Annotated in this window: 20 protein-coding genes and 1 pseudogene; 6 read left to right on the top strand and 15 right to left on the bottom strand. The window is 71.6% G+C overall.

Annotated features, from left to right (window positions below; translation table 11 throughout):
* Window positions 1-49: 49 nt before the first annotated feature.
* Window positions 50-1,513: an aminotransferase-like domain-containing protein gene (locus ACZ4UU_RS23330; RefSeq protein ID WP_471905315.1), complete on the bottom strand. Its 1,464-nt coding sequence runs from the start codon at window positions 1,511-1,513 to the stop codon at window positions 50-52.
* Between ACZ4UU_RS23330 and ACZ4UU_RS23325 the strand changes: the two genes are divergently transcribed.
* Both ACZ4UU_RS23325 and ACZ4UU_RS23320 read left to right on the top strand, forming a co-directional pair.
* Window positions 1,512-2,426: a DMT family transporter gene (locus ACZ4UU_RS23325; protein WP_471905314.1), complete on the top strand. Its 915-nt coding sequence runs from the start codon at window positions 1,512-1,514 to the stop codon at window positions 2,424-2,426. The genes ACZ4UU_RS23330 and ACZ4UU_RS23325 overlap by 2 nt on opposite strands.
* 94 nt (window positions 2,427-2,520) lie before the next feature.
* Window positions 2,521-2,715: a DUF1918 domain-containing protein gene (locus ACZ4UU_RS23320; protein WP_234762681.1), complete on the top strand. Its 195-nt coding sequence runs from the start codon at window positions 2,521-2,523 to the stop codon at window positions 2,713-2,715.
* A gap of 13 nt (window positions 2,716-2,728) precedes the next feature.
* Here the strand turns inward: ACZ4UU_RS23320 and ACZ4UU_RS23315 are convergent, their stop codons facing one another.
* The gene (locus ACZ4UU_RS23315; RefSeq protein WP_471905313.1) at window positions 2,729-3,991 is read right to left on the bottom strand and encodes a glycoside hydrolase family 10-like protein; all 1,263 of its coding nucleotides are present in this window, start codon (window positions 3,989-3,991) and stop codon (window positions 2,729-2,731) included.
* A 199-nt stretch (window positions 3,992-4,190) separates the two neighbouring features.
* Here ACZ4UU_RS23315 and ACZ4UU_RS23310 point away from each other — a divergent pair, with 199 nt between their 5' ends.
* Window positions 4,191-5,063: a 3-hydroxybutyryl-CoA dehydrogenase gene (locus ACZ4UU_RS23310; protein ID WP_471905312.1), complete on the top strand. Its 873-nt coding sequence runs from the start codon at window positions 4,191-4,193 to the stop codon at window positions 5,061-5,063.
* Between the two features lie 193 nt (window positions 5,064-5,256).
* Entirely contained in the window at window positions 5,257-5,514 is a 258-nt protein-coding gene (locus tag ACZ4UU_RS23305; RefSeq protein ID WP_383450092.1) for a hypothetical protein, read from the top strand.
* On the opposite strand, the gene ACZ4UU_RS23300 is transcribed toward ACZ4UU_RS23305, so the two are convergent.
* From ACZ4UU_RS23300 to infC, 10 genes and pseudogenes are all read right to left on the bottom strand, one after another.
* Window positions 5,511-6,041, bottom strand: coding sequence for an NUDIX hydrolase (locus ACZ4UU_RS23300; RefSeq protein WP_217214472.1), 531 nt, complete (start codon window positions 6,039-6,041; stop codon window positions 5,511-5,513). The two genes, ACZ4UU_RS23305 and ACZ4UU_RS23300, sit on opposite strands and share 4 nt — an antisense overlap.
* A gap of 96 nt (window positions 6,042-6,137) precedes the next feature.
* Window positions 6,138-7,478, bottom strand: a complete 1,341-nt coding sequence (locus ACZ4UU_RS23295) for a transcriptional regulator (RefSeq protein WP_471905311.1) — start codon at window positions 7,476-7,478, stop codon at window positions 6,138-6,140.
* Window positions 7,479-7,764: 286 nt separating this feature from the next.
* A complete protein-coding gene (locus tag ACZ4UU_RS23290; RefSeq protein ID WP_471905310.1) occupies window positions 7,765-8,721 on the bottom strand; it encodes a PP2C family protein-serine/threonine phosphatase in 957 nt (318 codons plus the stop codon).
* Window positions 8,722-8,946: 225 nt separating this feature from the next.
* Entirely contained in the window at window positions 8,947-11,460 is a 2,514-nt protein-coding gene (gene pheT, locus ACZ4UU_RS23285; protein WP_471905309.1) for a phenylalanine--tRNA ligase subunit beta, read from the bottom strand.
* The gene (gene pheS / locus ACZ4UU_RS23280) at window positions 11,460-12,581 is read right to left on the bottom strand and encodes a phenylalanine--tRNA ligase subunit alpha (RefSeq protein WP_471905308.1); all 1,122 of its coding nucleotides are present in this window, start codon (window positions 12,579-12,581) and stop codon (window positions 11,460-11,462) included. Before pheS ends, pheT begins: the two co-directional genes overlap by 1 nt.
* A 146-nt stretch (window positions 12,582-12,727) precedes the next feature.
* Window positions 12,728-13,873 (bottom strand): sensor histidine kinase, encoded by a 1,146-nt coding sequence (locus ACZ4UU_RS23275; RefSeq protein ID WP_471905307.1) that lies wholly within the window; start codon window positions 13,871-13,873, stop codon window positions 12,728-12,730.
* Between the two features lie 53 nt (window positions 13,874-13,926).
* The gene (locus tag ACZ4UU_RS23270) at window positions 13,927-14,775 is read right to left on the bottom strand and encodes a TrmH family RNA methyltransferase (protein ID WP_471905306.1); all 849 of its coding nucleotides are present in this window, start codon (window positions 14,773-14,775) and stop codon (window positions 13,927-13,929) included.
* A gap of 113 nt (window positions 14,776-14,888) precedes the next feature.
* Window positions 14,889-15,272: a 50S ribosomal protein L20 gene (gene rplT, locus ACZ4UU_RS23265; RefSeq protein ID WP_004002577.1), complete on the bottom strand. Its 384-nt coding sequence runs from the start codon at window positions 15,270-15,272 to the stop codon at window positions 14,889-14,891.
* 111 nt (window positions 15,273-15,383) lie between these two features.
* Entirely contained in the window at window positions 15,384-15,578 is a 195-nt protein-coding gene (rpmI, locus tag ACZ4UU_RS23260) for a 50S ribosomal protein L35 (protein WP_234762671.1), read from the bottom strand.
* A 110-nt stretch (window positions 15,579-15,688) separates the two neighbouring features.
* A pseudogene (gene infC / locus ACZ4UU_RS23255) lies at window positions 15,689-16,370 on the bottom strand (translation initiation factor IF-3).
* Window positions 16,371-16,705: 335 nt separating this feature from the next.
* Here infC and ACZ4UU_RS23250 point away from each other — a divergent pair.
* Window positions 16,706-17,071, top strand: coding sequence for a DUF1844 domain-containing protein (locus ACZ4UU_RS23250; RefSeq protein WP_383450085.1), 366 nt, complete (start codon window positions 16,706-16,708; stop codon window positions 17,069-17,071).
* 1 nt (window position 17,072) lies between these two features.
* On the opposite strand, the gene ACZ4UU_RS23245 is transcribed toward ACZ4UU_RS23250, so the two are convergent.
* Entirely contained in the window at window positions 17,073-17,804 is a 732-nt protein-coding gene (locus ACZ4UU_RS23245; RefSeq protein ID WP_471905305.1) for an SseB family protein, read from the bottom strand.
* Window positions 17,805-17,892: 88 nt separating this feature from the next.
* On the opposite strand from ACZ4UU_RS23245, the gene ACZ4UU_RS23240 reads away from it, so the two are divergent.
* A complete protein-coding gene (locus ACZ4UU_RS23240) occupies window positions 17,893-18,774 on the top strand; it encodes a serine hydrolase (protein ID WP_471905304.1) in 882 nt (293 codons plus the stop codon).
* 18 nt (window positions 18,775-18,792) lie between these two features.
* Here the strand turns inward: ACZ4UU_RS23240 and mycP are convergent, their stop codons facing one another.
* Both mycP and ACZ4UU_RS23230 read right to left on the bottom strand, forming a co-directional pair.
* The gene (gene mycP / locus ACZ4UU_RS23235) at window positions 18,793-19,956 is read right to left on the bottom strand and encodes a type VII secretion-associated serine protease mycosin (RefSeq protein ID WP_471905486.1); all 1,164 of its coding nucleotides are present in this window, start codon (window positions 19,954-19,956) and stop codon (window positions 18,793-18,795) included.
* A gap of 20 nt (window positions 19,957-19,976) precedes the next feature.
* Window positions 19,977-21,578: a hypothetical protein gene (locus tag ACZ4UU_RS23230; RefSeq protein ID WP_471905303.1), complete on the bottom strand. Its 1,602-nt coding sequence runs from the start codon at window positions 21,576-21,578 to the stop codon at window positions 19,977-19,979.
* Window positions 21,579-21,645 lie beyond the last annotated feature (67 nt).

Raw genomic sequence — 21,645 nt, 5'->3', positions numbered from 1 at the left:
AGGCCGGGATGCCGGGCGTCGAGCGCTTTTCCCGGTGGGCGGGCGGTCGTCAGTGCCCCGCCGCCGCGCCGCCCCGTGGTTGGAGCGCCTCGTCCCACGACGCCCGCAGTCGCCGCACCCCCTCCACGATCTCCCCCGTCCCGGCCACCGCCGCGAAGCTCAACCGCAGATGCCCCGCCGGGGGCTCCGCGCTGAAGTAGGGGCGGCCGGGGGTGATCGCGACGCCGGTGCGCAGGGCGGCCGCGGTCAGGGCCGCTTCGTCGGTGCCGTCGGGCAGGCGGAGCCAGAGGTGGTAGCCGCCGGACGGGACGTGCGGAAGGGAGAGTTCGGGCAGGTGCAGCCGCAGGCCCGCGGTCATGACGTCACGGCGGGCCCTGAGTTCGGCGGACAGGGTCCGCAGATGGCGGGGCCAGGCGGGCGAGCCGACGAGTTCCAGGGCCGCCTCCTGGAGCGGGCGGGACACGAAGAAGGTGTCGACGACCTGGATGGCGCGCAGCCGTTCCAGCACCGGACCGCGCGCGGTGAGCGCGCCGACCCGGAAGCTGGGCGAGGTCGCCTTGGTGAGCGAGCAGACATGGACGACGACACCGTCGGGGTCGTCGGCGGCGAGCGGACGCGGCAGCGGACCCGCGTCCTCGTGCACCAGACGCCGTACGAAGTCGTCCTCCACGACGAAGGCACCGGCCTCGCGCGCGATGCGCAGCACCTCCGGGCGGCGCTCGGGGGCGAGGACCGCGCCGGTGGGGTTCTGGAAGAGCGGCTGGCAGACGAAGACACGGGCGCCGGTGGCGCGGAAGGCGTCGGCGAGCAGGGCCGGCTTCACTCCGTCCGAGTCCACCGGTACGGGCACCGGGCGCAGTCCGGCCGCGCGGGCGATGGCCAGCATGCCGGGGTAGGTGGGCGATTCGACCAGCACCGGCGCGCCGGGCGGGGCCAGTGCGCGCAGCGCGGTGGTCAGCGCGGACTGGCCGCCCGCCGCGATCAGCACCTCGGCGGCGGTGACGGTGCCGCCGATCTCGCGGGCGAACCACTCGCGCAGCTCGGGCAGTCCGTCCAGCGGCGGCCGGCCCCAGGCGCCGGGTCGGCGGCCGGCCCGGGACAGCGCCGCGGCCATGGCCTTCTCGGGCTGGAGCGAGGGGTGGGGATAGCCGCCGCTGAACTCGATCACTCCGGGCGGCGGAGTGGCGAGACAGACCGTGACACCGGAAGCGTCCACGGTGCGCGGTACGACGTCGGCGGCACTGTCGGCGCTGAGGGCGACCTCCTGCCAGGAGGTGTCGCCCGCCGCCACGAGCGGGGTGCGCTGCGGGGCGCGGAAGGCGCCCGCGCCGGGCCGGGTCACCACCAGCCCCTCGGCGGTGAGCCGCGCGAGGGCGCGCGAGACGGTCACCGGACTCACCCGGAACCGCTCGACGAGCGACCGGCTCGACGGGAGCTTTCCACCGGGAGAGTAGCGGTCGAGCTCCCTTCGGAGCTGTTCCGCCAGTTCAGCCACGCTGCTACGCTCTTGCATGAGAACACAGAGTAGCGCTATCGCCCCGACTGGGATAGCGGTCAGTGGTCGGCCCGGCACCTCTACCGGCACCCTCCAGGCCGCTCTCGGTGTCGCGGCCTTCTCCCTCACCTTCCCTGCCACCGCCTGGGGTCTGGAGGGCTTCGGCCCCTGGTCCCTGGTCGCGGTGCGCAGCGTGCTGGCCGCGCTGATCGCGGGCGGCTGCCTGCTGGCGTTGCGAGTGCCGCTTCCCGGTCGCCGGCACTGGGCGGGCCTCGCGGTGGTCGCCGCCGGAGTGGTCTTCGGCTTCCCGCTCCTGACCACGCTGGCGCTGCAGACCTCCACCACCGCGCACGCGGCGGTCGTGGTCGGTCTGCTCCCGCTCACCACCGCGCTGTTCTCGGCCCTGCGCGTCGGCGCCCGCCCGTCGCGCACCTTCTGGATCGCCGCCCTCGTGGGCGCCGCCGCGGTCGTCGCCTTCACCGTGCAGCAGAGCGGCGGCACCCTGACCACCGCCGACCTGTATCTCTTCGGGGCGCTGCTGGTGTGCGCGGCCGGCTACACCGAGGGCGGCCGGCTGGCCCGGGTCATGCCGGGCTGGCAGGTGGTGGGCTGGGCGCTGGTGCTGTGTCTGCCGCTGAGCGTGCCGGCCGCCGCCGTGGCGCTGTCGTACGAGCCCGTCCAGCTGACCTGGCACGGCGTCACCGGACTGCTCTGGGTCGCGGCGGGTTCGCAGTTCCTCGGTCTGGTCGTCTGGTACCGGGGCATGGCCGCGATCGGCATCCCGAAGGCCAGCCAGTTGCAGTTGGCCCAGCCGCTGCTCACACTGGTGTGGTCGGTGCTGCTGCTGGGCGAGCACCTGACAGTGGCCGCCCCGCTGACGGCCGCGGCGGTGCTGGTGTGCATCGCCGTGACCCAGCGGGCGCGTGGCTGAGCGGGCCCTGGCGACCCACTTCCAACCACCGCTCCACGCCGTAGACTCAAGGCCACGGACCGCTGCTCCCACACTTGGTGAGGAGGACCGACAGATGCGTGCAACCGTGGGCGACCAGCTTGTCCAGCACGGCAGGGTGGTCGGGCAACACGACAAGGTCGGCGAGATCGTCGAAGTCCTGGGCCAGGAGGGCAATCCTCCGTACCGCGTCCGCTTCGAGGACGGGCACGAGGGCCTGTGCTCCCCCGGCCCCGACACCGAGATCCGTCACAGGGACACGATCAAATAGCTCGGCGAGCCGTTCAGCGCGGGGGAATCGCCGGCTGCCCGTAGTGGTCGGCGACGACCCGTGCCATGGCCCCGATCCGGTCGGTCGCGACGTCCTTCGCCGCGAAGTAGACGTGCCCGCAGACCTCCGCGTGCTCCTTGGTCAGCGTGAGATGCCGGGACAGCTCGGCCGGTTCCTGCCAGGCGGCGGGCTGCGCCGGGTCCCCGGCCTTGTACAGCGCCTCACCGACGTACAGCTTGGTCCTGCTGCCCCGCGCGACCTCCGACCACCAGGGCACGAGCTTGGCGTAGTCGGCGGCGGCGAAGCCGATGTTCCAGTACAGCTGCGGGCAGATGTAGTCGATCCAGCCCTCTCGGACCCACTTGCGGGTGTCCGCGTACAGATCGTCGTACGTCTGCACCCCGCCCCGGGTGTCGGAGCCGAGCGGGTCGGTGCCGGCGTTGCGCCACACGCCGAACGGGCTGATGCCGAACTCCGTGCCGGTCCGGATCTTCCGGATACCGGCCGCCATCTCCGTGACCAGCTTGTCGATGTTGTCGCGCCGCCAGTCGGCCCGCACCGAGAAGTCGCCGCCGTAGCGGTCGTAGGCCTCGTCGTCGTCGAAGGTCTGGCCGGCCACCGGATACGGGTAGAAGTAGTCGTCGAAGTGGACGGCGTCGATCTCGTACTTCTCCACCGCGTCGAGCATCGCCTTCCGCACGAACTCGCGGACCTCGGGCAGCCCCGGGTTGTAGTAGAGCTTGCCGCCGTACGTCACCACCCAGTCCTCGTGCTCCCGGGCGGGGTGGGACGCGGCCAGCTTGCCGAGGTCGGTGTGGTTGGCGATGCGGTACGGGTTGAACCAGGCGTGCAGTTGCAGACCGCGGGCGTGGGCCTCCTCGACGGCCGTGCCGAGCGGGTCCCAGCCGGGGTCCTCGCCCTGGGTGCCGGTGAGGACCTGCGACCACGGCTCGTACGGCGAGGGCCACAGGGCGTCGGCCGTGGGCCGTACCTGGAAGACCACGGTGTTCAGGCGGGACTCCACGGCCGCGTCGAGGTGGGCGATCAGCTCGGCGCGCTGCTCGTCCGCGGTCAGGCCCTGCTTGGAGGGCCAGTCCCGGTTGGCCACGGTCGCGATCCACACGCCGCGCATCTCGCGGGTGGCCCGCCGCCGGTTCCGGCCCTTTCCGTCCGCCATGGCGGAACCGGCGGCCATCGCGCCGCCTGACGCCACGAGCGCCGACAGGGCGGTCACCGTGAACGCCCGCCGTGACATCCGGGACTTCCGGTGCAGCATCTTCTTCGTACCTCCGTGTGTGCCGTGGTCAATGGCCCACCCCATGACAGATCAGCGCGTTGCGGACCTGTCCCGGCGACAGCCTTTCATGAGGCACCCGAACGATCGATCAAGCTTCGCCGAAGGTAACGTGCAGGTTTGGAGCAGGCGCCGAACAACGGCGGACCTGCCGCAGTCGTGGATCAGCGAAGGGGACGATGTGACCGGCATCTCCGGAGATATTGCACGCGTCGGCGTGGTGGGCTGCGGCCAGATGGGAGCGGGCATCGCCGAGGTGTGCGCCCGCGCCGGGCTGGACGTGAAGGTCGCCGAGACCACCGGCGAGGCCCTGGAGATCGGCCGCACCCGGCTGTTCACCTCCCTGGCCAAGGCCGCCGAGCGCGGCAAGATCAGCGACGAGGAGCTGGACGCCACGCAGGCCCGGCTGTCCTTCACCACGGACCTCGGCGAGTTCGCCGACCGTGACCTGGTGATCGAGGCCGTCGTCGAGAACGAGCAGGTGAAGACCGAGATCTTCCAGGTCCTCGACCAGGTCGTGACCCGGCCTGACGCGATCCTCGCCTCCAACACCTCCTCGATCCCGCTGGTGAAGCTGGCGGTCGCCACCTCGCGCCCCGACCAGGTCATCGGCGTGCACTTCTTCAACCCGGCCCCGGTGCAGAAGCTCGTCGAGCTGATCCCGGCGCTCACCACCTCCGAGGGCACGATCGCCCGCGCCCAGACCTTCGCCGAGAAGCTGCTGGGCAAGCACGCGATCCGCGCCCAGGACCGGTCCGGCTTCGTGGTGAACGCGCTGCTGATCCCGTATCTGCTCTCCGCGATCCGGATGTTCGAGTCGGGCATCGCCAGCCGCGAGGACATCGACAACGGCATGGAACTCGGCTGCGCCCACCCGATGGGCCCGCTGAAGCTGTCCGACCTGATCGGCCTGGACACGGTGGCCTCCGTGGCGCAGAGCATGTACGACGAGTACAAGGAGCCGCTGTACGCCGCTCCCCCGCTGCTCCAGCGCATGGTCGACGCGGGCCGGCTCGGCCGCAAGACGAACTCCGGCTTCTACACCTACGGCTGATTACAGACGGTCAGATTCCGGCCAACCGCACGGGCCCGGCACCGCGAAGGTGCCGGGCCCGCGTCATTCACACACCGTGTGCGCGCCGGGCCCGCATATGCCCGTCGCACACTCTCCCCACGCGTCCACCAGGCGAGTTCACTTTCCCTGCGCATGCAAGGGATGTGAGACCACTACGGAAAGGAGCGGACTCGTGACCGTCGATCCCGAGCATCCGGTCGTACAGGGAGAACTCGCAGAGTTACGACGTCGCCTCGACGTCGCCTACGCCCGCGTGGAGGGCGGGCTGGCTCTGCTCACGCACCGCACCGAGGAGACCGCCAAGGAACTCGACGAGCTGAACACCCGGATCAACACACTGGAACACGCGCGCTGGCCGCTGCCCGCGGTCGCCGCCCTCACCGCCGTGGGTGCCCTCGTCGTGGCGATCTGGCAGGCCGTGGGGCACTAGCCGAGCCTGAGATGGTGCAGCATCAGTAACGCGGCCGCCATGTTGGCGGCCGGGACCTCCCCACGGGCGACCATGTCGGGGACGAGCTTGAGCGGAACCCACTCCCGGCGGTCCGACTCGTAGTCGTCCACGGGATGTCCGACGTACTCGCCCTCGTCGGCCCAGTAGATGTGGTGCCGGGCGTCGGTGAGCCCGTTGGAGGGCTCCACGCTCATGAGGTGGTGCAGGGGTCCCGGCCGCCACCCGGTCTCCTCCTCGAGCTCCCTGGCGGCCGCGCGGACGATGTCCTCGCCGTCCTCGACGACGCCCGCCGCGAGTTCCCACCCCCAGCTGTCGGTGATGAAACGGTGGCGCCACAGGAGGAGGACTTCATTGGCCTCGTTGACCACCGTGGCCACGGCGACCGGCCGCAGCCGTATGAGGAAGTGGTCCAGGTGCCGGCCGTCCGGCAGCTCCACGTCTGCCAGGTTGACGGTGAACCAGCGGTTTTCATACACAGTTTGTTCGTTCTGTTTCGTCCACTGCACGGTTCTGCCACCTTCCGTCGAGTAAGTGGCAATATCGCAGCAGGGACTATGCAGGTGTCGCTGTTCGAGTACCGGCCTGTACCGACTTGTACCGGCCTAGAGCGGTACGCGCAGTGCGCCGTCGATGAGTTCGGCGGCCTCGGCCGTGCCCGCGCAGCCGCTGCGCACCAGGTGTTCGCGCACCGCCCGAAGTCTGTCGCGCAGGCGCTGGGACTCCATTCCCCGTGCCTGCTCGGCCATCTGCACCGCGATGGCCACAGCCTTGTCCGCGTTGCCCTGACGGAGTTCGATCGTGCTGAGCATCGCCAGCCGGTGCACCCGGCCCCGGTCGTGCGCCGGATTGTCCACGGCGGCCGCGGCGTGCTCCCCGGCCGCCACCAGCTCCCCGAGGCTGAGCAGCGCCTCCGCCACCTGGACGTTGACCAGCCCCGGCTGGACATAGCCGGTCTCGTCGGGTTCGTATCCGCGCCGGATGCGTTCGGCGGCCTGCTCGGCACGACGGATGCAGGACAGGGCGCTCGTGCCGTCGCCGAGGTGGGCGTACGCCTTCGCCTGCATCGCGTACAGGTCGGAGGCGAGGGCCGGGGTGATGTGCTTGCCGGCGGCCCGCAGCGCGGCCTCCGCGAAGGCGACGGCCTGCCGGAACTCCCGCATGAACAACGCCTGGTTGACCAGCAGCGCGATCACATACGCCCCGAGCCCCCGGTCCCCACTCGCCTTTGCCAGCCGCAGCGCCTGATGAAAATAGCGCTGCGCGAGACCGTGCGCGTCTGAGTCGTAGGCACAGATACCCGCGATCGCCACCAGCCCTCCCGTCGCCCGGTGGAGTTGACGGCCGGTGGCGTCGGTGTAGCTGCCGCGCAGCAGCGGAGCGGCTTCGGAGTTGAGGAAGCCGACGATCCGGGTGCGGGTCGCTATGCCGCCCGCCTTGCGGTACATCTGCTCGTAGTGGGTACGGGCGGCACGCAGCATCTCCAGGTCGGCGGGGGTGACCCGGTGCCGCCCCCCGCGTGACACATCGACGTCCTCGGGTGGGTTCTCCCACTCCCACACGGGCATGACGGCGGGCGTACCGGTGACCGCAGGCGCCCCCAGGATGTGCGGCCGCTGCTGCTCGTCGGAGCGCCACAGCGCGGTGGCCCGCTCGACGAAGCCGGACAGCGAGGTGGTGTGCGCGGCGGACTGCTCACCGGGCACGCCGAGACCGATGTCGTCGAGCGTGACGGTACGGTGCAGTCGGCCGGCGAGCACCTCGCAGATCAGGTCGGGTACCTGGCCGCGCGGCCGCTGCCCCTTCAACCACCGGGCGACGGCGGTGTGTTCGTATCTGAGCGCCAGGCCGCGCGCCCGCCCCGCCTGGTTCACGTGTGCGGCCAGCCCCGCGTGCGAGATCCCGGCCTCGTCCAGGATCGCGTCGAGCAGAGTGTTGGGCTGCATGTAGGCCCCCCGGGTGGCTCGGTGCCGTCAGAGTAGTGCGAACCGCTTCACACGGGGTGTGAACGGAGTGCTCGAATCCGCAGCGTGCGCGCGCTGTTGCGGAGAGTTTCCGACCGGTTGACTGAAATGCCTCGCAAGAGGCCGGCCGGGCCGCCGGCTCCCCCTCGTACAGTGCGGCGGCCCGCATCCGCGCCGTCCGCCCAGCTGCCTGCCCGACACTCCGTGGCGGGGCGGACGGCGACTCCGGCGCCGCGCTGGCCACGCCGGGCGACCAAGGGCCGGTGCGCTACGGGTAGTTGGTCGGCTGCGGGTTCGTCGTGGTCGGTCGCGCAGTTCCCCGCGCCCCCAGGGAACTACAGTCGACCCTCGTTCGATCGTTCCGTAGAACCAGTAGCGCTATGTCGTCCGACTGCCTGCCCCTTGTGTGGCGGAGAACGGCTGTGAAGACGGTGCGCAGGATCGTCTGGGGAGTGATCGGGGAGTCTCGTACGGCGCCGACGAGGGCCGCCTGGAGCGAAAAGAACCGGCCGCTCGCGTCCCTCGCATCCTCGACGCCGTCCGTATACAGGACCAGGGAGTCGCCGGGCTCCAAGGTGCCGCAACTCAACGCGGGCAGTTCGGTGGGGAGCGGGAAGAGCCCCAGGGGTGGGAGGGGGTCGGCGCGGGCGAGCGGCTCCACGGTCGTGCCGCTCAGCAGATACGGCCAGGGGTGACCGCAGTTGAGGGCGGTCATCTCGCCGTCCCGGCCGATCTCCAGCAGCAGTACGGTGACGAACTCCTCGGAGACCGGGTCGTCACGCACCCGTTCGCGCAGGTGCCGGGCCAGGGCCCGGTCCAGTCTGCCGAGCACCCGGCTCAGGTCGGGTTCGTCGTGGACCGCCTCGCGGAAGCTGCCGAGGACCGCTGCCACCGTACCGATGGCGGCGATGCCATGGCCGCGGACGTCGCCCATGACCGCCCGTACACCGTGCTCGGTGGCGATGACCTCGTACAGGTCGCCCCCGACACAGGCACTGCGGTCGGCGGAGAGCTGGGCGGCGGCGACGTTCAGCCCGTCGACGCGCGAGGGCAGCGTCCGCAGCAACGCACTCTGCGCGGCACCGGCGACCTTGCGGACCTGCCGCAGCTCACGCAACAGCGCCTGCCGGACATACACGATCAGCCCTGTACCGAGGGCGAAGAACACGGCGCCGGTGACGACCGTGAGCACCTTGCGGGGACCCCGACCCTTGATGCGGAACATGCCGATGGCCCCCCAATAGGCCCTGACAGCGCAGAACGGACCGACCCCGAAAGGCCGGTCCGATTCTGTCGAGGGATGACCCGGAAGTACCAGATCACCCAGAGAAGTCACCCTATTGAGTGAGGTGACCATAAGGCGCCCCTTCAGGGGCGCGGGGAACTGCGCGAGCAACCACGAACACGCCGCAGCCGCCGAACCACCGCAGTCCCCCACCGCTTGGGCGAACTAACCCCGCAGCACCGCCCCCGTACGCTCGCCCGCGAGGGCCACCGCAGCGTCCCGAGCCGCCGAAGCCTCGTCGACGGTCAGCGTCCGGTCACCCGCGCGGAAGCGCAACGCATACGCCAGCGACTTCTTCCCGTCCCCGAGCTGCTCGTCATTGACGTACACGTCGAACAGCCGGATCCCCTCGAGAAGTTCACCCGCCCCGTCCCGCAACGCCGCCTCGACCTCCGCGGCCGGTACCGGCTTGTCGACGACGAGGGCGACATCCTGCGTGGCCACCGGGAACGTGGAGATGCTCGGCGCCTGCGGCGCACCGTCACCGACCTGCTCCAGGGCGTCCAGGTCCAGCTCCATCGCACAGGTGCGCGCGGGCAGCCCCAGCGCCTTGAGCACCCGCGGGTGCAGCTCACCGGCATGCCCGATGACGCGCTCCGCGCCGTCGACGGCGATCGCAAGCTCGGCGCACCGCCCCGGGTGCCACGGCCCGTACTGCCCGGCCCGCACGATCAGCTCGGCCCCGGCCTCCCGCGCGACGGCACGCGCCGCCTCGACCGCGTCGGCCCAGTCGGCCGGACGGCCCTTGCCCCACCAGCCGGCCTGCTCCAGCGCCCCGGCGAGCACGACGGCGACGTGGCGCGGCTGCTCGGGCAGCACGGCGTCCAGCGCGGCGATCTCCTCGTCGGTCGGGCGGCGGTCGACGGGCAGGTGCCCGGCGACGCGCTGCTCCTCGCGCGGCTGGAAGACCAGGCCGGTCTCGAACAGCGCCAGATCGTGCGAGCCCCGCCCGTCGTTGCGGCGCAGCGCGCCGAGCAGACCGGGCAGCAGCGATGTGCGGAGCGCGGGCTCCTCGTCGTTGAGCGGGTTGACCAGCTTGACGACGCGGCGGGCCGGGTCGCCGGCGGCCAGACCGAGCTGGTCGAAGACCTGCTCGCTGACGAAGGGGTAGTTCGGTGCCTCGACGTAGCCCGCGCCGGCCAGCGCGCGGCCGACCCTGCGGTGCAGCCGCTGGCGGTGGGTGAGGCCTCGGCCGGACGGCGGCTTGGGCAGGGTGGAGGGCAGGTTCTCGTAGCCCTCCAGGCGGATGACCTCTTCGGCGAGGTCGTTCGGCTCCAGCAGGTCGGGCCGCCAGGACGGCACGGTGACGATCAGCTCGTCCTGCCCGTACACGTCGCAGCCGATCTGCTGGAGTCGCCGTACGACGGTCTCGCGGCCGTACTCGACGCCCGCGACCTTGTCCGGGTGGTCGGCCGGGACGGTGATGGTGTGCGGCGCGGACGGCGTGACGACCTCGGTGACGCCGGCCTCGGCGGTGCCGCCCGCGAGCAGCACCAGCAGGTCGACCGTGCGCTGGGCGGCAGCCGCGGCGGCAGCCGGGTCGACGCCGCGCTCGAAGCGGCGGGACGCCTCGGAGGAGAGCTTGTGGCGGCGAGCGGTACGCGCGATGGCGACCTGGTCGAAGTGGGCGGCCTCGATGACGACCTCGGTGGAGGCGTTCTCCAGGTCGTCGTGGTCGGCGATCTCCGTGTTGGCGCCGCCCATGACGCCGGCGAGGCCGATGGGGCCGCGCTCGTCGGTGATGACGAGGTCCTCGGCGTGCAGCTCACGCTCGACGCCGTCGAGGGTGACGAGCTTCTCGCCCTCCTCCGCCCGCCGTACGCCGATGGTGCCCTGGACCAGGTTGCGGTCGTAGGCGTGCAGCGGCTGGCCGAGCTCCATCATCACGTAGTTGGTGACGTCGACGGCGAGCGAGATCGGGCGCATGCCGACCTTCTGCAGACGGCGCTGCAGCCAGATCGGGGAGCGGGCCTCGGGGCTCAGGCCGGTCACCGTGCGGGCGGTGAAGCGGTCGCAGCCCATCGGGTCCGAGACCTGCACCGGGTAGCCGAAGGCGTTCGGGCCGGGCACGTCCAGCAGCGCGGGATCGCGCAGCGGACGGCCGTAGGCGATGGCCGTCTCGCGGGCGACGCCGCGGATGGACAGGCAGTCGCCGCGGTTGGCGGTGACGGCGATGTCCAGGACCTCGTCGACCAGCTCAAGCAGCTCGATGGCGTCCTTGCCGACCTCGGTCTCCGGCGGCAGCACGATGATGCCGTGGGTGCCGTCGTCGCCCATGCCCAGCTCGCTGGTGGAGCAGATCATGCCGTGCGAGACGCGGCCGTAGGTCTTGCGCGCGGCGATCGAGAAGCCGCCGGGCAGCACGGCGCCGGGGAGGACGACCACGACCTTGTCGCCGACCTGGAAGTTCCGGGCGCCGCAGATGAGCTCCTGGGGCTCGCCGGTGCCGTTGGCCTGGCCGACGTCGACGGTGCAGAAGCGGATCGGCTTCTTGAACTCCGTCAGCTCCTCGATGGTCAGCACCTGGCCGACGACGAGCGGGCCCTTGAGGTCGGCGCCGAGGTGCTCGACGCTCTCGACCTCAAGACCGGCCGAAATGAGCTTGGCCTGGACGTCACGGCCGGTTTCGGTGGCCGGCAGGTCGACGTACTCCCGCAGCCAAGAAAGCGGGACCCGCATCAGATCTCCATCCCGAACGGCCGGGTGAACCGGACGTCACCCTCGACCATGTCTCGCATGTCCTCGACGTTGTGGCGGAACATCAGCATCCGCTCGATGCCGAACCCGAAGGCGAAGCCGCTGTACTTCTCCGGGTCGACGCCGCAGGCGGTGAGCACCCGCGGGTTGACCATGCCGCAGCCACCGAGCTCGATCCAGCCCTCGGAGGAGCAGGTACGGCAGGGCCGGTCGGGGTTGCCGACGGACTCGCCGCGGCAGACGTAGCACACCATGTCCATCTCGGCGGACGGCTCGGTGAACGGGAAGAAGTTCGGCCGCAGCCGGGTCTTCATGCCCTCGCCGAACAGGGACTGGACCATGTGGTCCAGGGTTCCCTTGAGGTCGGCCATGGTCAGGCCCTCGTCCACGGCGAGCAGCTCGACCTGGTGGAAGACCGGGGTGTGCGTGGCGTCCAGCTCGTCGGTGCGGTACACCCGGCCGGGGCAGATCACGTAGACCGGCAGCTCGCGGTCGAGCAGGGAGCGGATCTGCACGGGCGAGGTGTGGGTGCGCAGCACGACACCGGACTCGGTGCCGCCGTCGGGGCCCTGCACGAAGAACGTGTCGGCCTCGCCGCGGGCCGGGTGGTCCGGGCCGATGTTGAGGGCGTCGAAGTTGAACCACTCGGCCTCGACCTGCGGGCCCTCGGCGACCTCGTAGCCCATGGCCACGAAGATGTCCTCGATGCGCTCGGACAGGGTGGTGAGCGGGTGGCGGGCGCCGGCCGGTACGCGGTCGTACGGCAGTGTGACGTCCACGGCCTCCTCGACCAGCACCCGCTGGTCGCGCTCGGCCTCCAGCTCGGCCTGGCGGGCGGCGAGGGCCTTGCTCACGGCGCCGCGGGCCTGGCCGACGCGCTTGCCGGCCTCCGCCTTGGCGTGCGGGGGCAGGGCGCCGATCTCCCGGTTGGCGAGCGCCAGCGGGGACGTGCCGCCGGTGTGGGCGACCTTGGCCTCCTGGAGCGCGTCGAGGGAGTCCGCGGCGGCGAAGGCGGCGAGCGCCTCGTCCCGCATGCGCTCGATCTCTTCCGGTTTCAACGCCTCGACCTCGACAGGGTCGTACGACTTATTCGGTGCCGACATCTCTTCCCGTGCTTCCGATTGGCTGGCTGAAGTGCCCCGTCTCGACCTGGAGACGATCCGTCTCTGGTTTTGGACGCAAAGGTGCCAATGGCCGAGTCTAACGGGGTCGGGGTAAGCGAATGCGCCCGTGGGGCTCGGTCCGGGTCTCAGGTGAGATACGCCGGGGCCGCCACGGGCAACGTAAATCGGAACTGTGCGCCGCCGCCGGGGGCGCGGCCGACCTCGACGGCGCCGCCGTGTGCCTCGACGATGCCCTTGACGATGTAGAGCCCGAGGCCCGTGCCACCGCGCTTGCTGCCCCGCCAGAAGCGGGTGAAGACGCGGTTCATGGACTCCTCCGGGATGCCGGGCCCCTCGTCGCTCACCGTGACCGACGTGGCTGCACTCTCATGGCCTTCCCCTTCGCGCGGGGACGCCGTGGCCGTGATGTCAATGGTGACCGTTCCGTCGCCGTGCCGCACGGCATTTTCGATGAGGTTGCTGAGCACCTGGTCGATCTTGTCGGGGTCGGCCCACAGATCGGGCAGCGGCTGCTCCAGACGCAGCAGGAACCGGTCGGCGGGCTGCCCGGCGGCGACGTAGGCCTGGATGTGCCGCCCGACGGCCGCGCCGATGTCGACGGGCTGGCGCCGCACCTCCAGCCGACCGCTGTCGATCCGCGAGATGTCGAGCAGCTCGGCGATGAGCCGGGTGACCCGGTCGGCGTCGGCGTCGACGGTCTCCAGCATCAGCCGCTTCTGGTCGTCGGTGAACCGTGCCCACTTGGCCAGCAGCGTGGCCGTGAAGCCCTTGACGGAGGTGAGCGGGGAGCGCAGCTCGTGCGCGACGGTGGCGATCAGCTCGGCGTGGCTGCGCTCGGTGCGGCGACGGGCCTCGGTGTCGCGCAGCGAGACGACGACGCGGTGGACGGGCCCGGTGGCCTCGGTCCTGACGTACCGCACGGAGACGAGGACCTCGCGTCCGCCAGGAAGCAGAAGATTCCGCTCCGGCTGCCTGCGCCTGATCGCCAGCCCGCCGTACGGGTCGGTCACCTGCCACCAGCGCCGCCCCTCCAGGTCCTCTAACGGCAGGGCCTTCTCCAGCCGCTGCCCGAGGGCGTCGGCGGCACGGACGGCGGTGATGCGCTCGGCGGCGGCGTTGAAGCAGACGACGTGCCCCTGCTCGTCGGCGACGACGAGGCCGTCGGGCAGGTCGTCGGGATCGATTCCGAGCTCGGCGAGATCACCGGGCCGGGACGCGGACGGCCGCCGCACCTCCCGTGCCCCCGGCGCGCTGCTCGTGCCGACACTCATCCCCGTACCCCACCTCTCACGACGGCTTTGGGGCCCCCGAGCTGGTCACCCTACTAGCTCTCGGTGACGGTGCGGCACCCTCCGGAGGCGCGCTGTGCACGGGCCGACGCATAGAGACATACGGCGGCGGCGGTGGCGAGGTTCAGGCTCTCGGCCTTCCCGTGGATCGGGACGCGCACGACGGCGTCGGCCAGCGCGCGGGTCTCCTCCGGAAGCCCCCAGGCCTCGTTCCCGAACACCCAGGCGGTCGGCCCGCCCATGGTGCCCTTGTCGAGCTCGTCGTCGAGGTCGTCGGTCCCGGCACCATCGGCGGCGAGAATCCGCACCCCGGCGTCCTTCAGTCCGGCCACGGCCCGCTCGACGGGCACGCCCACGGCGACCGGCAGGTGGAACAGGGAGCCCACCGAGGCCCGGACCGCCTTCGGGTTGTACAGGTCCACGGAAGCATCGGTGAGGACGACGGCCTCGGCACCGGCGGCATCGGCGCACCGCAGCACGGTCCCGGCGTTCCCGGGGTCCCGCACATGGGCGAGGACGGCCACGAGCCTGGGCCGGGCGGCGAGGATCTCCTCGAACGGGGTATCGATGAACCGGCAGACACCGACGAGCCCCTGCGGGGTGACGGTGGTGGAGATGTCGGCGATCACCTGCTCCGCGGCCAGGTGCACCCGCGCGCCGGCCGCACGGGCCTCCCCGATGATGTCGGCGTACCGCTCCGCGGCGTCCAGCGTGGCGAACAGCTCCACCAGGGTGTCCGCGTGCCCGGCCGCCTCCCGCACAGCCTGCGGCCCCTCGGCCAGGAACAGCCGCTCCTTGCCCCGGAAGTTCCGCTTACCGAGCCGCCGGGCGGCGGAGACACGGGGGGAACGGGGGGAGATCAGCTCGGGGCTGGCCGGGGGCATGTCTGTTCCTTCAGCAGTTCGGTTCGGCGATTCCGGGTGCCACCAACAACAGGACCCGCAAGCCATGAAGCCTGCGGGTCCTTCAGTTACGTCGGCTCAGAGCCAGCGCAGCGTCACGCCGCCTTCGGAGCGTTGACGTCGCTCGGCAGCGCCTTCTGCGCGACCTCGACCAGCGCCGCGAAGGCGCCCGCGTCGTTGACGGCCAGCTCGGCCAGGATCTTGCGGTCGACCTCGACGTTCGCGGCCTTCAGACCCTGGATGAAGCGGTTGTACGTGATGCCGTTGGCGCGGGCAGCGGCGTTGATGCGCTGGATCCACAGCTGGCGGAAGTCACCCTTGCGCTTCTTGCGGTCGTTGTAGTTGTAGACCAGCGAGTGGGTGACCTGCTCCTTGGCCTTGCGGTACAGGCGCGAACGCTGACCGCGGTAGCCGGAGGCCTGCTCGAGGATCGCCCGGCGCTTCTTGTGGGCGTTCACTGCCCGCTTGACGCGTGCCACTTTTTAACTCCTTGTAGCGGGGCCGCGGTTGGACTCACACGGCCCGGAAACGATTGGGTCCCGGTCCAGACGTACGGCGCGGATCGATCAGAAGATCAACCGCCGGGTACGTCACTTGCCGAGAAGCTTCTTGATCTTCTTGGCGTCGCCCGGGGCCATCTCGGCGTTGCCGGTGAGGCGGCGCGTCAAGGTCGACGGCTTGTGCTCGAGGTAGTGGCGCTTGCCGGCGCGCTCACGGAGCACCTTGCCGGAGCCGGTGATCTTGAAGCGCTTGCTGGCACCGCTGTGCGACTTGTTCTTCGGCATAGCGCCGTTCTCTCCTCGTCGGTGGCGTTCCGGTGCCCGGTCGTGAAACCGGGCACTGTGGAACGTCGCTCTTGTATCGGTTACGTCCTGGGGACTCGCGTCCCCCGGGATCACGCCTCGGCGGAAGCCTCGGCAGGTGCCTCGGTCTCCACGCCGTTCTCGGAGTCCGCGGCGTTCTGCGACTTGCCGGGGTTGGCCTTCGCATCCGCCTTGCGGGCTTCCTGCGCCTGGCGAGCCTCGGCCATCGCCTCGGTCTTCTTCTTGTGCGGACCGAGAACCATGATCATGTTCCGGCCGTCCTGCTTCGGGTTCGACTCGACGAAACCGAGGTCCTGGACGTCCTCCGCGAGACGCTGCAGCAGTCGGTAGCCCAGCTCGGGCCGGGACTGCTCGCGACCACGGAACATGATCGTGATCTTGACCTTGTCGCCCTGCTTGAGGAACCGGACGACGTGACCCTTCTTGGTGTCATAGTCGTGCGGGTCGATCTTCGGCCGGAGCTTCATCTCCTTGATGACCGTGTGCGCCTGGTTCTTGCGCGCCTCACGGGCCTTCATGGCCGACTCGTACTTGAACTTCCCGTAGTCCATGAGCTTGCACACGGGCGGACGGGCGTTCGCCGCGACCTCGACCAGGTCCAGGTCGTACTCCTGCGCAAGCTCCAGTGCCTTGGCCAGCGGGACGATGCCCACCTGCTCGCCACTGGGACCGACAAGTCGCACCTCGGGAACGCGAATCCGGTCGTTGATGCGGGGCTCGGCGCTGATGGATCCTCCTCGGTTAGCACCACACGGCGGTCTGGCGGACAGCCGCGTATGTCTCTTTTCCGTAGACCTAACCGCGCCGAAGCACAAAAAATGCCCCGGACGATCACAGGCGGGGCTCCAAACACTGCCGGAGCACCGCGCGATGATCGCGGGGCGCGCTTTCGGGCGACTCCATCGTCCGTACGGAACGATGGTGGCCGCCTGACCGGGGTGACCCGCCGTCCCGGGGGACGGTCAGGTGGGAAGTCGGAGCCTCCACTTGTGGGCTGGGCAGTAGCTGTCCAGCCGGTCGTTACACAAGGTTAGCAGCTAGCCGGGGGTGGTGCTAATCGGCTTGCACCGGGGCCTATCGTGTGGGACATGAGTGACACCCCTGCTGAGTCTTCCGAGGCTCCCGACTTCGACGAGATGACCCGCGACATCGCCGAGGTCCCCGCCGTCGAGGTGATCGTGACGGTCGCCGTCAACCTGATGAGCGCGGCCGCCGTGAAGCTCGGTCTGACCGAGGAGGGCGACAAGCACAAGGACCTGGACGAGGCCCGCAAGCTGGTGCACGCCCTCGCCGGTCTGCTGGACGCGAGCACGACCGAGATCAGCTCCTTCCACGCGGCGCCGCTGCGCGACGGCCTGAAGTCGCTGCAGCTGGCCTTCCGTGAGGCGTCGATCGTCCCGGACGAGCCGGGTCAGGGACCGGGCGAGAAGTACACCGGCCCGGTCTACGGCTAGTTCATCCGCGCACGTACAGGGGCTCGCCCGGAGGCGTCGCCTCGGCCGGCAGCAGTGCCAGGTCGAGGCCGCGCACCAGGCGGGCCCTCAGCGTTTCGTCGGCGGCGAGCCGCTCGGCGACCGAGCGGGCGGCCTTGGCGGGTGCGGCGGACTCGTCGAGTACGAGGGCGAGGGTGCCGTCGGCCTGTCCGGGCCCGAGGTGGGCGCTGAGCACGGCGGGCTCGGCGGCCACGGCTGCCCGCACGGCCTCCCGGACTGCCGGGTCGGCGAGCGGGTCGGTCGTGGTCCGGCCCTCGGCCAGCGCGAGCAGCGCGCGGCCCGTCAGCTCGTACGGCACCGGACCGGCCAGGTCCAGCACGAGCGTGTCCGCCTTCTCGTGCGCGGCGGCCTGGAGGGCCTGGTGCAGGGGGACTGCGACGGGGCGGGCCGCCGGATCCCAGCGGGCGAGCGACTCGGTGGACGTGAAGGCGGGCAGGGCGACACGGTCGCCGGCCTTCAGTGTCGGTACGGCCATGTCGCTGGTCTTCTCGTGGCGCAGCCCGTTCTCGTCCTCCTCGACCTCGCCGAGCACGGCCACGACGGGGACGAGCAGCCGGGCCTCCTTGAGCGCCGCCAGGACCGGGCCCTCGGCGGTGCGGTCCTCGGCCCAGGCGGCGAGCGCGGCGCTCAGCCGGGGGGAGGCGGAGCCGTCGTCGTCGGAGAAGGGAGAGTCGGGAATGTTCTTGTTCGCCACGGTCACCGACCCTATCGGGGGGATGCCGCCGCGCTTGTGCGGGCCCGGAAACCGGGCTGTGAGGCGTTGCCGCCCCGACGATCGCGGCATGGAGTCCCAGGGGACGAGCGCCGTATCGTCGGCGGCGGCGGTGACGCCGCCGGTGAGCGAGGAGGTTTCGGTGGAGTCTGCGGCGCGTCCGGCGGTGGACCACGACGAGCTGCTGGCCAAGGCCATGGAGGCGGTGGACGTCCCCGAGGGCGTCGAGGTGTCGGTGGCCGTGCTGGCCCCGGCGTCCGGTGCGGGTGCCTCGTACGGGGACGGGGCCTTCGACACGGCGAGCATCGTCAAGGTCGACATCCTGGCGGCGCTGCTGCTCCAGGCGCAGGACGCGGGGCGGGAGCTGACGGTGGCGGAGAAGGCGTACGCGACCGCGATGATCGAGGACAGCGACAACGCCTCCGCGTCGGAGCTGTGGCGGGCCATCGGGCAGGCCGAAGGGCTGGACGCCGCGAACGCGCGTCTCGGACTCACGGGGACCGAGGGCGGTGACGGGATGCTGTGGGGGCTGACGCAGACCACCGCGGACGACCAGATCCGGCTGTTGCGGCAGGTGTTCGGGGAGGCATCGGAGCTGAACGAGGACTCGCGGGCGTATCTGAGCGGGCTGATGGGGCGGATCGCGGTGGGTCAGCGGTGGGGGGTGTCGGCGGCGGGCGACGGGTCCGGGTGGGCGTTGAAGAACGGGTGGCTGCCGCGTACGGCGACGGGGTTGTGGGACACCAACAGCGTCGGGCGGGTCACGGTCGACGGCCGGGACTGTCTGCTGGCCGTGCTGTCGGACGGCAACGCGACGCAGGCGGACGGGATCGCGCTGGTCGAGGCGGCGGCGGTGGCGGCGGTGTCGGTGTTCGCCGAGGAAGCCCCGTCCGCGACCGCGTCTGCTTCCTCGCCCGGTTCCTCGGCCGCGGCCGCTGCGGGCGCGTCTTAGGCGGTCCGGTGCCGGTTGCTAGCAATCGTGGCGTTCGCGGCGGCCGCGCCACAGGACGACCGCCCAGACCAGCAGGAGGCCGCCGGCGCCGCCCGCGAGCGGGGCGGTCCAACTCGTCGTGTCGTCATCGGACTTGGCGGCGTCGGGGCCCGAGCCGAAGTACTCCTCGCCGTACCCCGCCGGCTCAAGGTTCTCCCGTTTCATGTGGGAGGCCTTCTCGATGGCCGCGGCCGGGTCGATGAAGCCGTAGCCACGGGAGTCGTCGCGGCCGTCGGCCGGGGCGTTGCGTGCCGTGTCCTCCAGGAGCTTCTTGATCTGGGCCGGGGTCAGGCCGGGGTGGGCGGCCTTGACCAGGGCCACCGCGCCGGAGACGAAGGCGGCCGCGGCACTCGTGCCCCAGCCCTTGTAGTACTTGTGGTCGGGATCCGCGATGACGACGTCGACGCCGGGGGCGCTGACCGTGGCGTACCAGCGGCGGGTGGAGAAGACGGCGCGGGTCCCGAACTTGTCGACGGCGGTCACGGCGATGACGCCCGGGTAGGCGGCCGGGAAAGAGATGTGGTCGCCCTTCTCGCCGCCGTTTCCGGCCGAGGCGACGACGACGGCGCCCTTCTTCAGGGCGTACTGGACAGCCTCGTCCTCGCCGGCTTCGGGGTGGGCGGACTTGGAGTCGTCGCCGAGGGAGAGGTTGATGACGTCGGCGCCGTGGTCGGCGGCCCAGCGGATGCCTTCGGCGAGGGCGTTGCCGCGGGTGCTGCGGGCCCTGGCGCGGGAGCGGTCGCCGTCCTCGAGGATGACGCGGACGGGGAGGATCTTCGCCTCGGGGGCGATGCCCATGACCCCCTCACTGCCGCCGGCGCCGTGTCCGTGGCCGGCGATGATGCCGGCCATCGCGGTGCCGTGCCGGGCCCAGGCGCGGTCGCCGCGCTCGGCTCCGAAGCCGACCATGTCCTTGCCTTCGAGGACGTTGCCGACGAGGTCGGGGTGGTCGGCCTCGACGCCCGTGTCGAGGACGGCGACGGTGATGCCCTTGCCCTTGGTGGTCTGCCAGGCGTCCTCGGTGCGCATGGCGTCCAGGGTCCACTGCTGGGCGCGTATGGAGTCGGCGTGCGCGGCGGTGGACGGCAGGACGGCGAGGCAGGCGCCGAGGAGGACGGCGAGGGGGCCGGTCCGCCGGGTCATGAATGTCTTCACAGCACTGGTCACGACGACTGCTCCGTGGACGGGCCGACGTTCTTGCGCAGGGCGCGTTCGACGCGGTCGGCGAGACCCTTCGCCTCGTGGCCGAGGCCGGCTTGGGCGACGGACGTGGTGGCGCCCGATTCCATGGCCTCCTCGGCGGGCTCGGGCTCGTCGACGGCGCGGCCGTCGGCCCAGCCGGAGACGGCGTAGACGACGACAGGGGCGTCGGTGAGGACGGAGACGGTCCAGGAGGCACGCTGCTCGTCGCCGAATCCGGCGGCCAGGGTGCCCTTCGCCGCGTAGGGGCGGGGCATCAGGTCCGTGCGGCGGTCGAGGCCCTCTTTGGTGAAGCTGGTGTCGAACGAGCGCATCGCGGCGGAGTCGGCCGTGGTGAAGAGCAGGCCGACGGTGGTGACGTAGCTGCGGGTGGCGTCGGTGTAAGTGGCGCGCAGGAGGCGTTCGCAGCCGACGGGGGCGAGGGCCTTGCGCAGCAGCGGGTCGAAGGCGCTCGCGCAGCCGGTGTCCGGGGCGACGGCGATCCGCGTCCAGATCCGGTCGGCGCCGCCGGGGCCCGCGCCCTGCCCGGTCACGGTGGGCGGGAACAGCCGGTCGACGGGGATGCTGTGCCACAGGCTTCCGGCCGCGACGAAGGTGTCCTGCGCGTCGCCGTCTCCCGAGTCGCCGATCAGCCAACTCCCGGTCACGGCCCCGCCGATGAGTCCCACCCCGAGCACGACACAGGCGGCCGCCGCGGCGAGCCGGGGGTGGATCCGCACGCCCAGCGGCCGCGGGCGCGTCTGCTCGCCGAATCCCTCGGGCTGCCCGAACGAGACGACGGGCCGCCCGGCCCCGGGGGCTCCGCCGGGCGCCATCGGGGCGCTCCAGGAGAAGGACGGGTCCGGGGCGAACCCGTTGGGCCCGTGGCCGCCGGTGGAACGCTCGGCGCCACGGGACGGGTCGGCCGGGGCGGCGTACCCACGGCCTGCCGAGCCGCCTGCGGTGGAGGGCTCGGGCATGGGGCGCTGTGGGGGCAGCGGGGCGGAGGCGGGGGTGCCGGAGTGGCTGGGCGGCTTCGGGGGCATGCCGACGGCGCCCTGGGGGGATCCGGTGGGCGGCTGCGGGGGCGTACCGGCAGGACGCCGCGCGGGCCCGGAGTCCGACTGCCTGGGCAGGCCGGCGGAGCCCTGGGCCGGGCCTGAGCCCGGTTGTGGCGGTGTGCCCGGCGGGCGGTTGCCGGACTCGCGGGGAGGGTCCGCCTTGATGGGGCGCAGGCGGAAGGTGGTCTCCGCCGCGGTCTCGGCGGGGGCGCCCGTGCGGCGGGGCGGGGTGGCGCCCGGTGCGGCTGGGCCGGGGGTCTCGCGGCGCAACGATCCGGCGCTTTCCGCGAACCCCGCCGTCGGCGGTGTGTCCGGGAAGCGGGCGGAGGCGCTTGGCGGGGGCGGGGCCGTGGCAGTGCCGTCTGCCGCCGGGACGTTCGGGTCGGGGAGCGGCTGCGCGGCGTCGTCGGCCGTGGGCGGGTCCGCCGGTCTCGGCGGCGGCGTCGTCGGACGGGGCGGGGCGGAAGGGGGCGGGGGTGTCGCCGGGCGTGGGGGGATGGGGGCGCGCCGCGCTTCCGTGCTCATGCACCCCCCGTTTCCTCATGTCCCGGGCCCGATCCCGTACGCGGGCCGTCGTTCCGTGTTCCCTGCC

This window comes from Streptomyces sp. NPDC028907 (genome assembly GCF_055564995.1).
The sequence above is the reverse complement of the archived record's forward strand: the minus strand, read 5'-3'. Positions and strand labels throughout refer to the sequence as shown.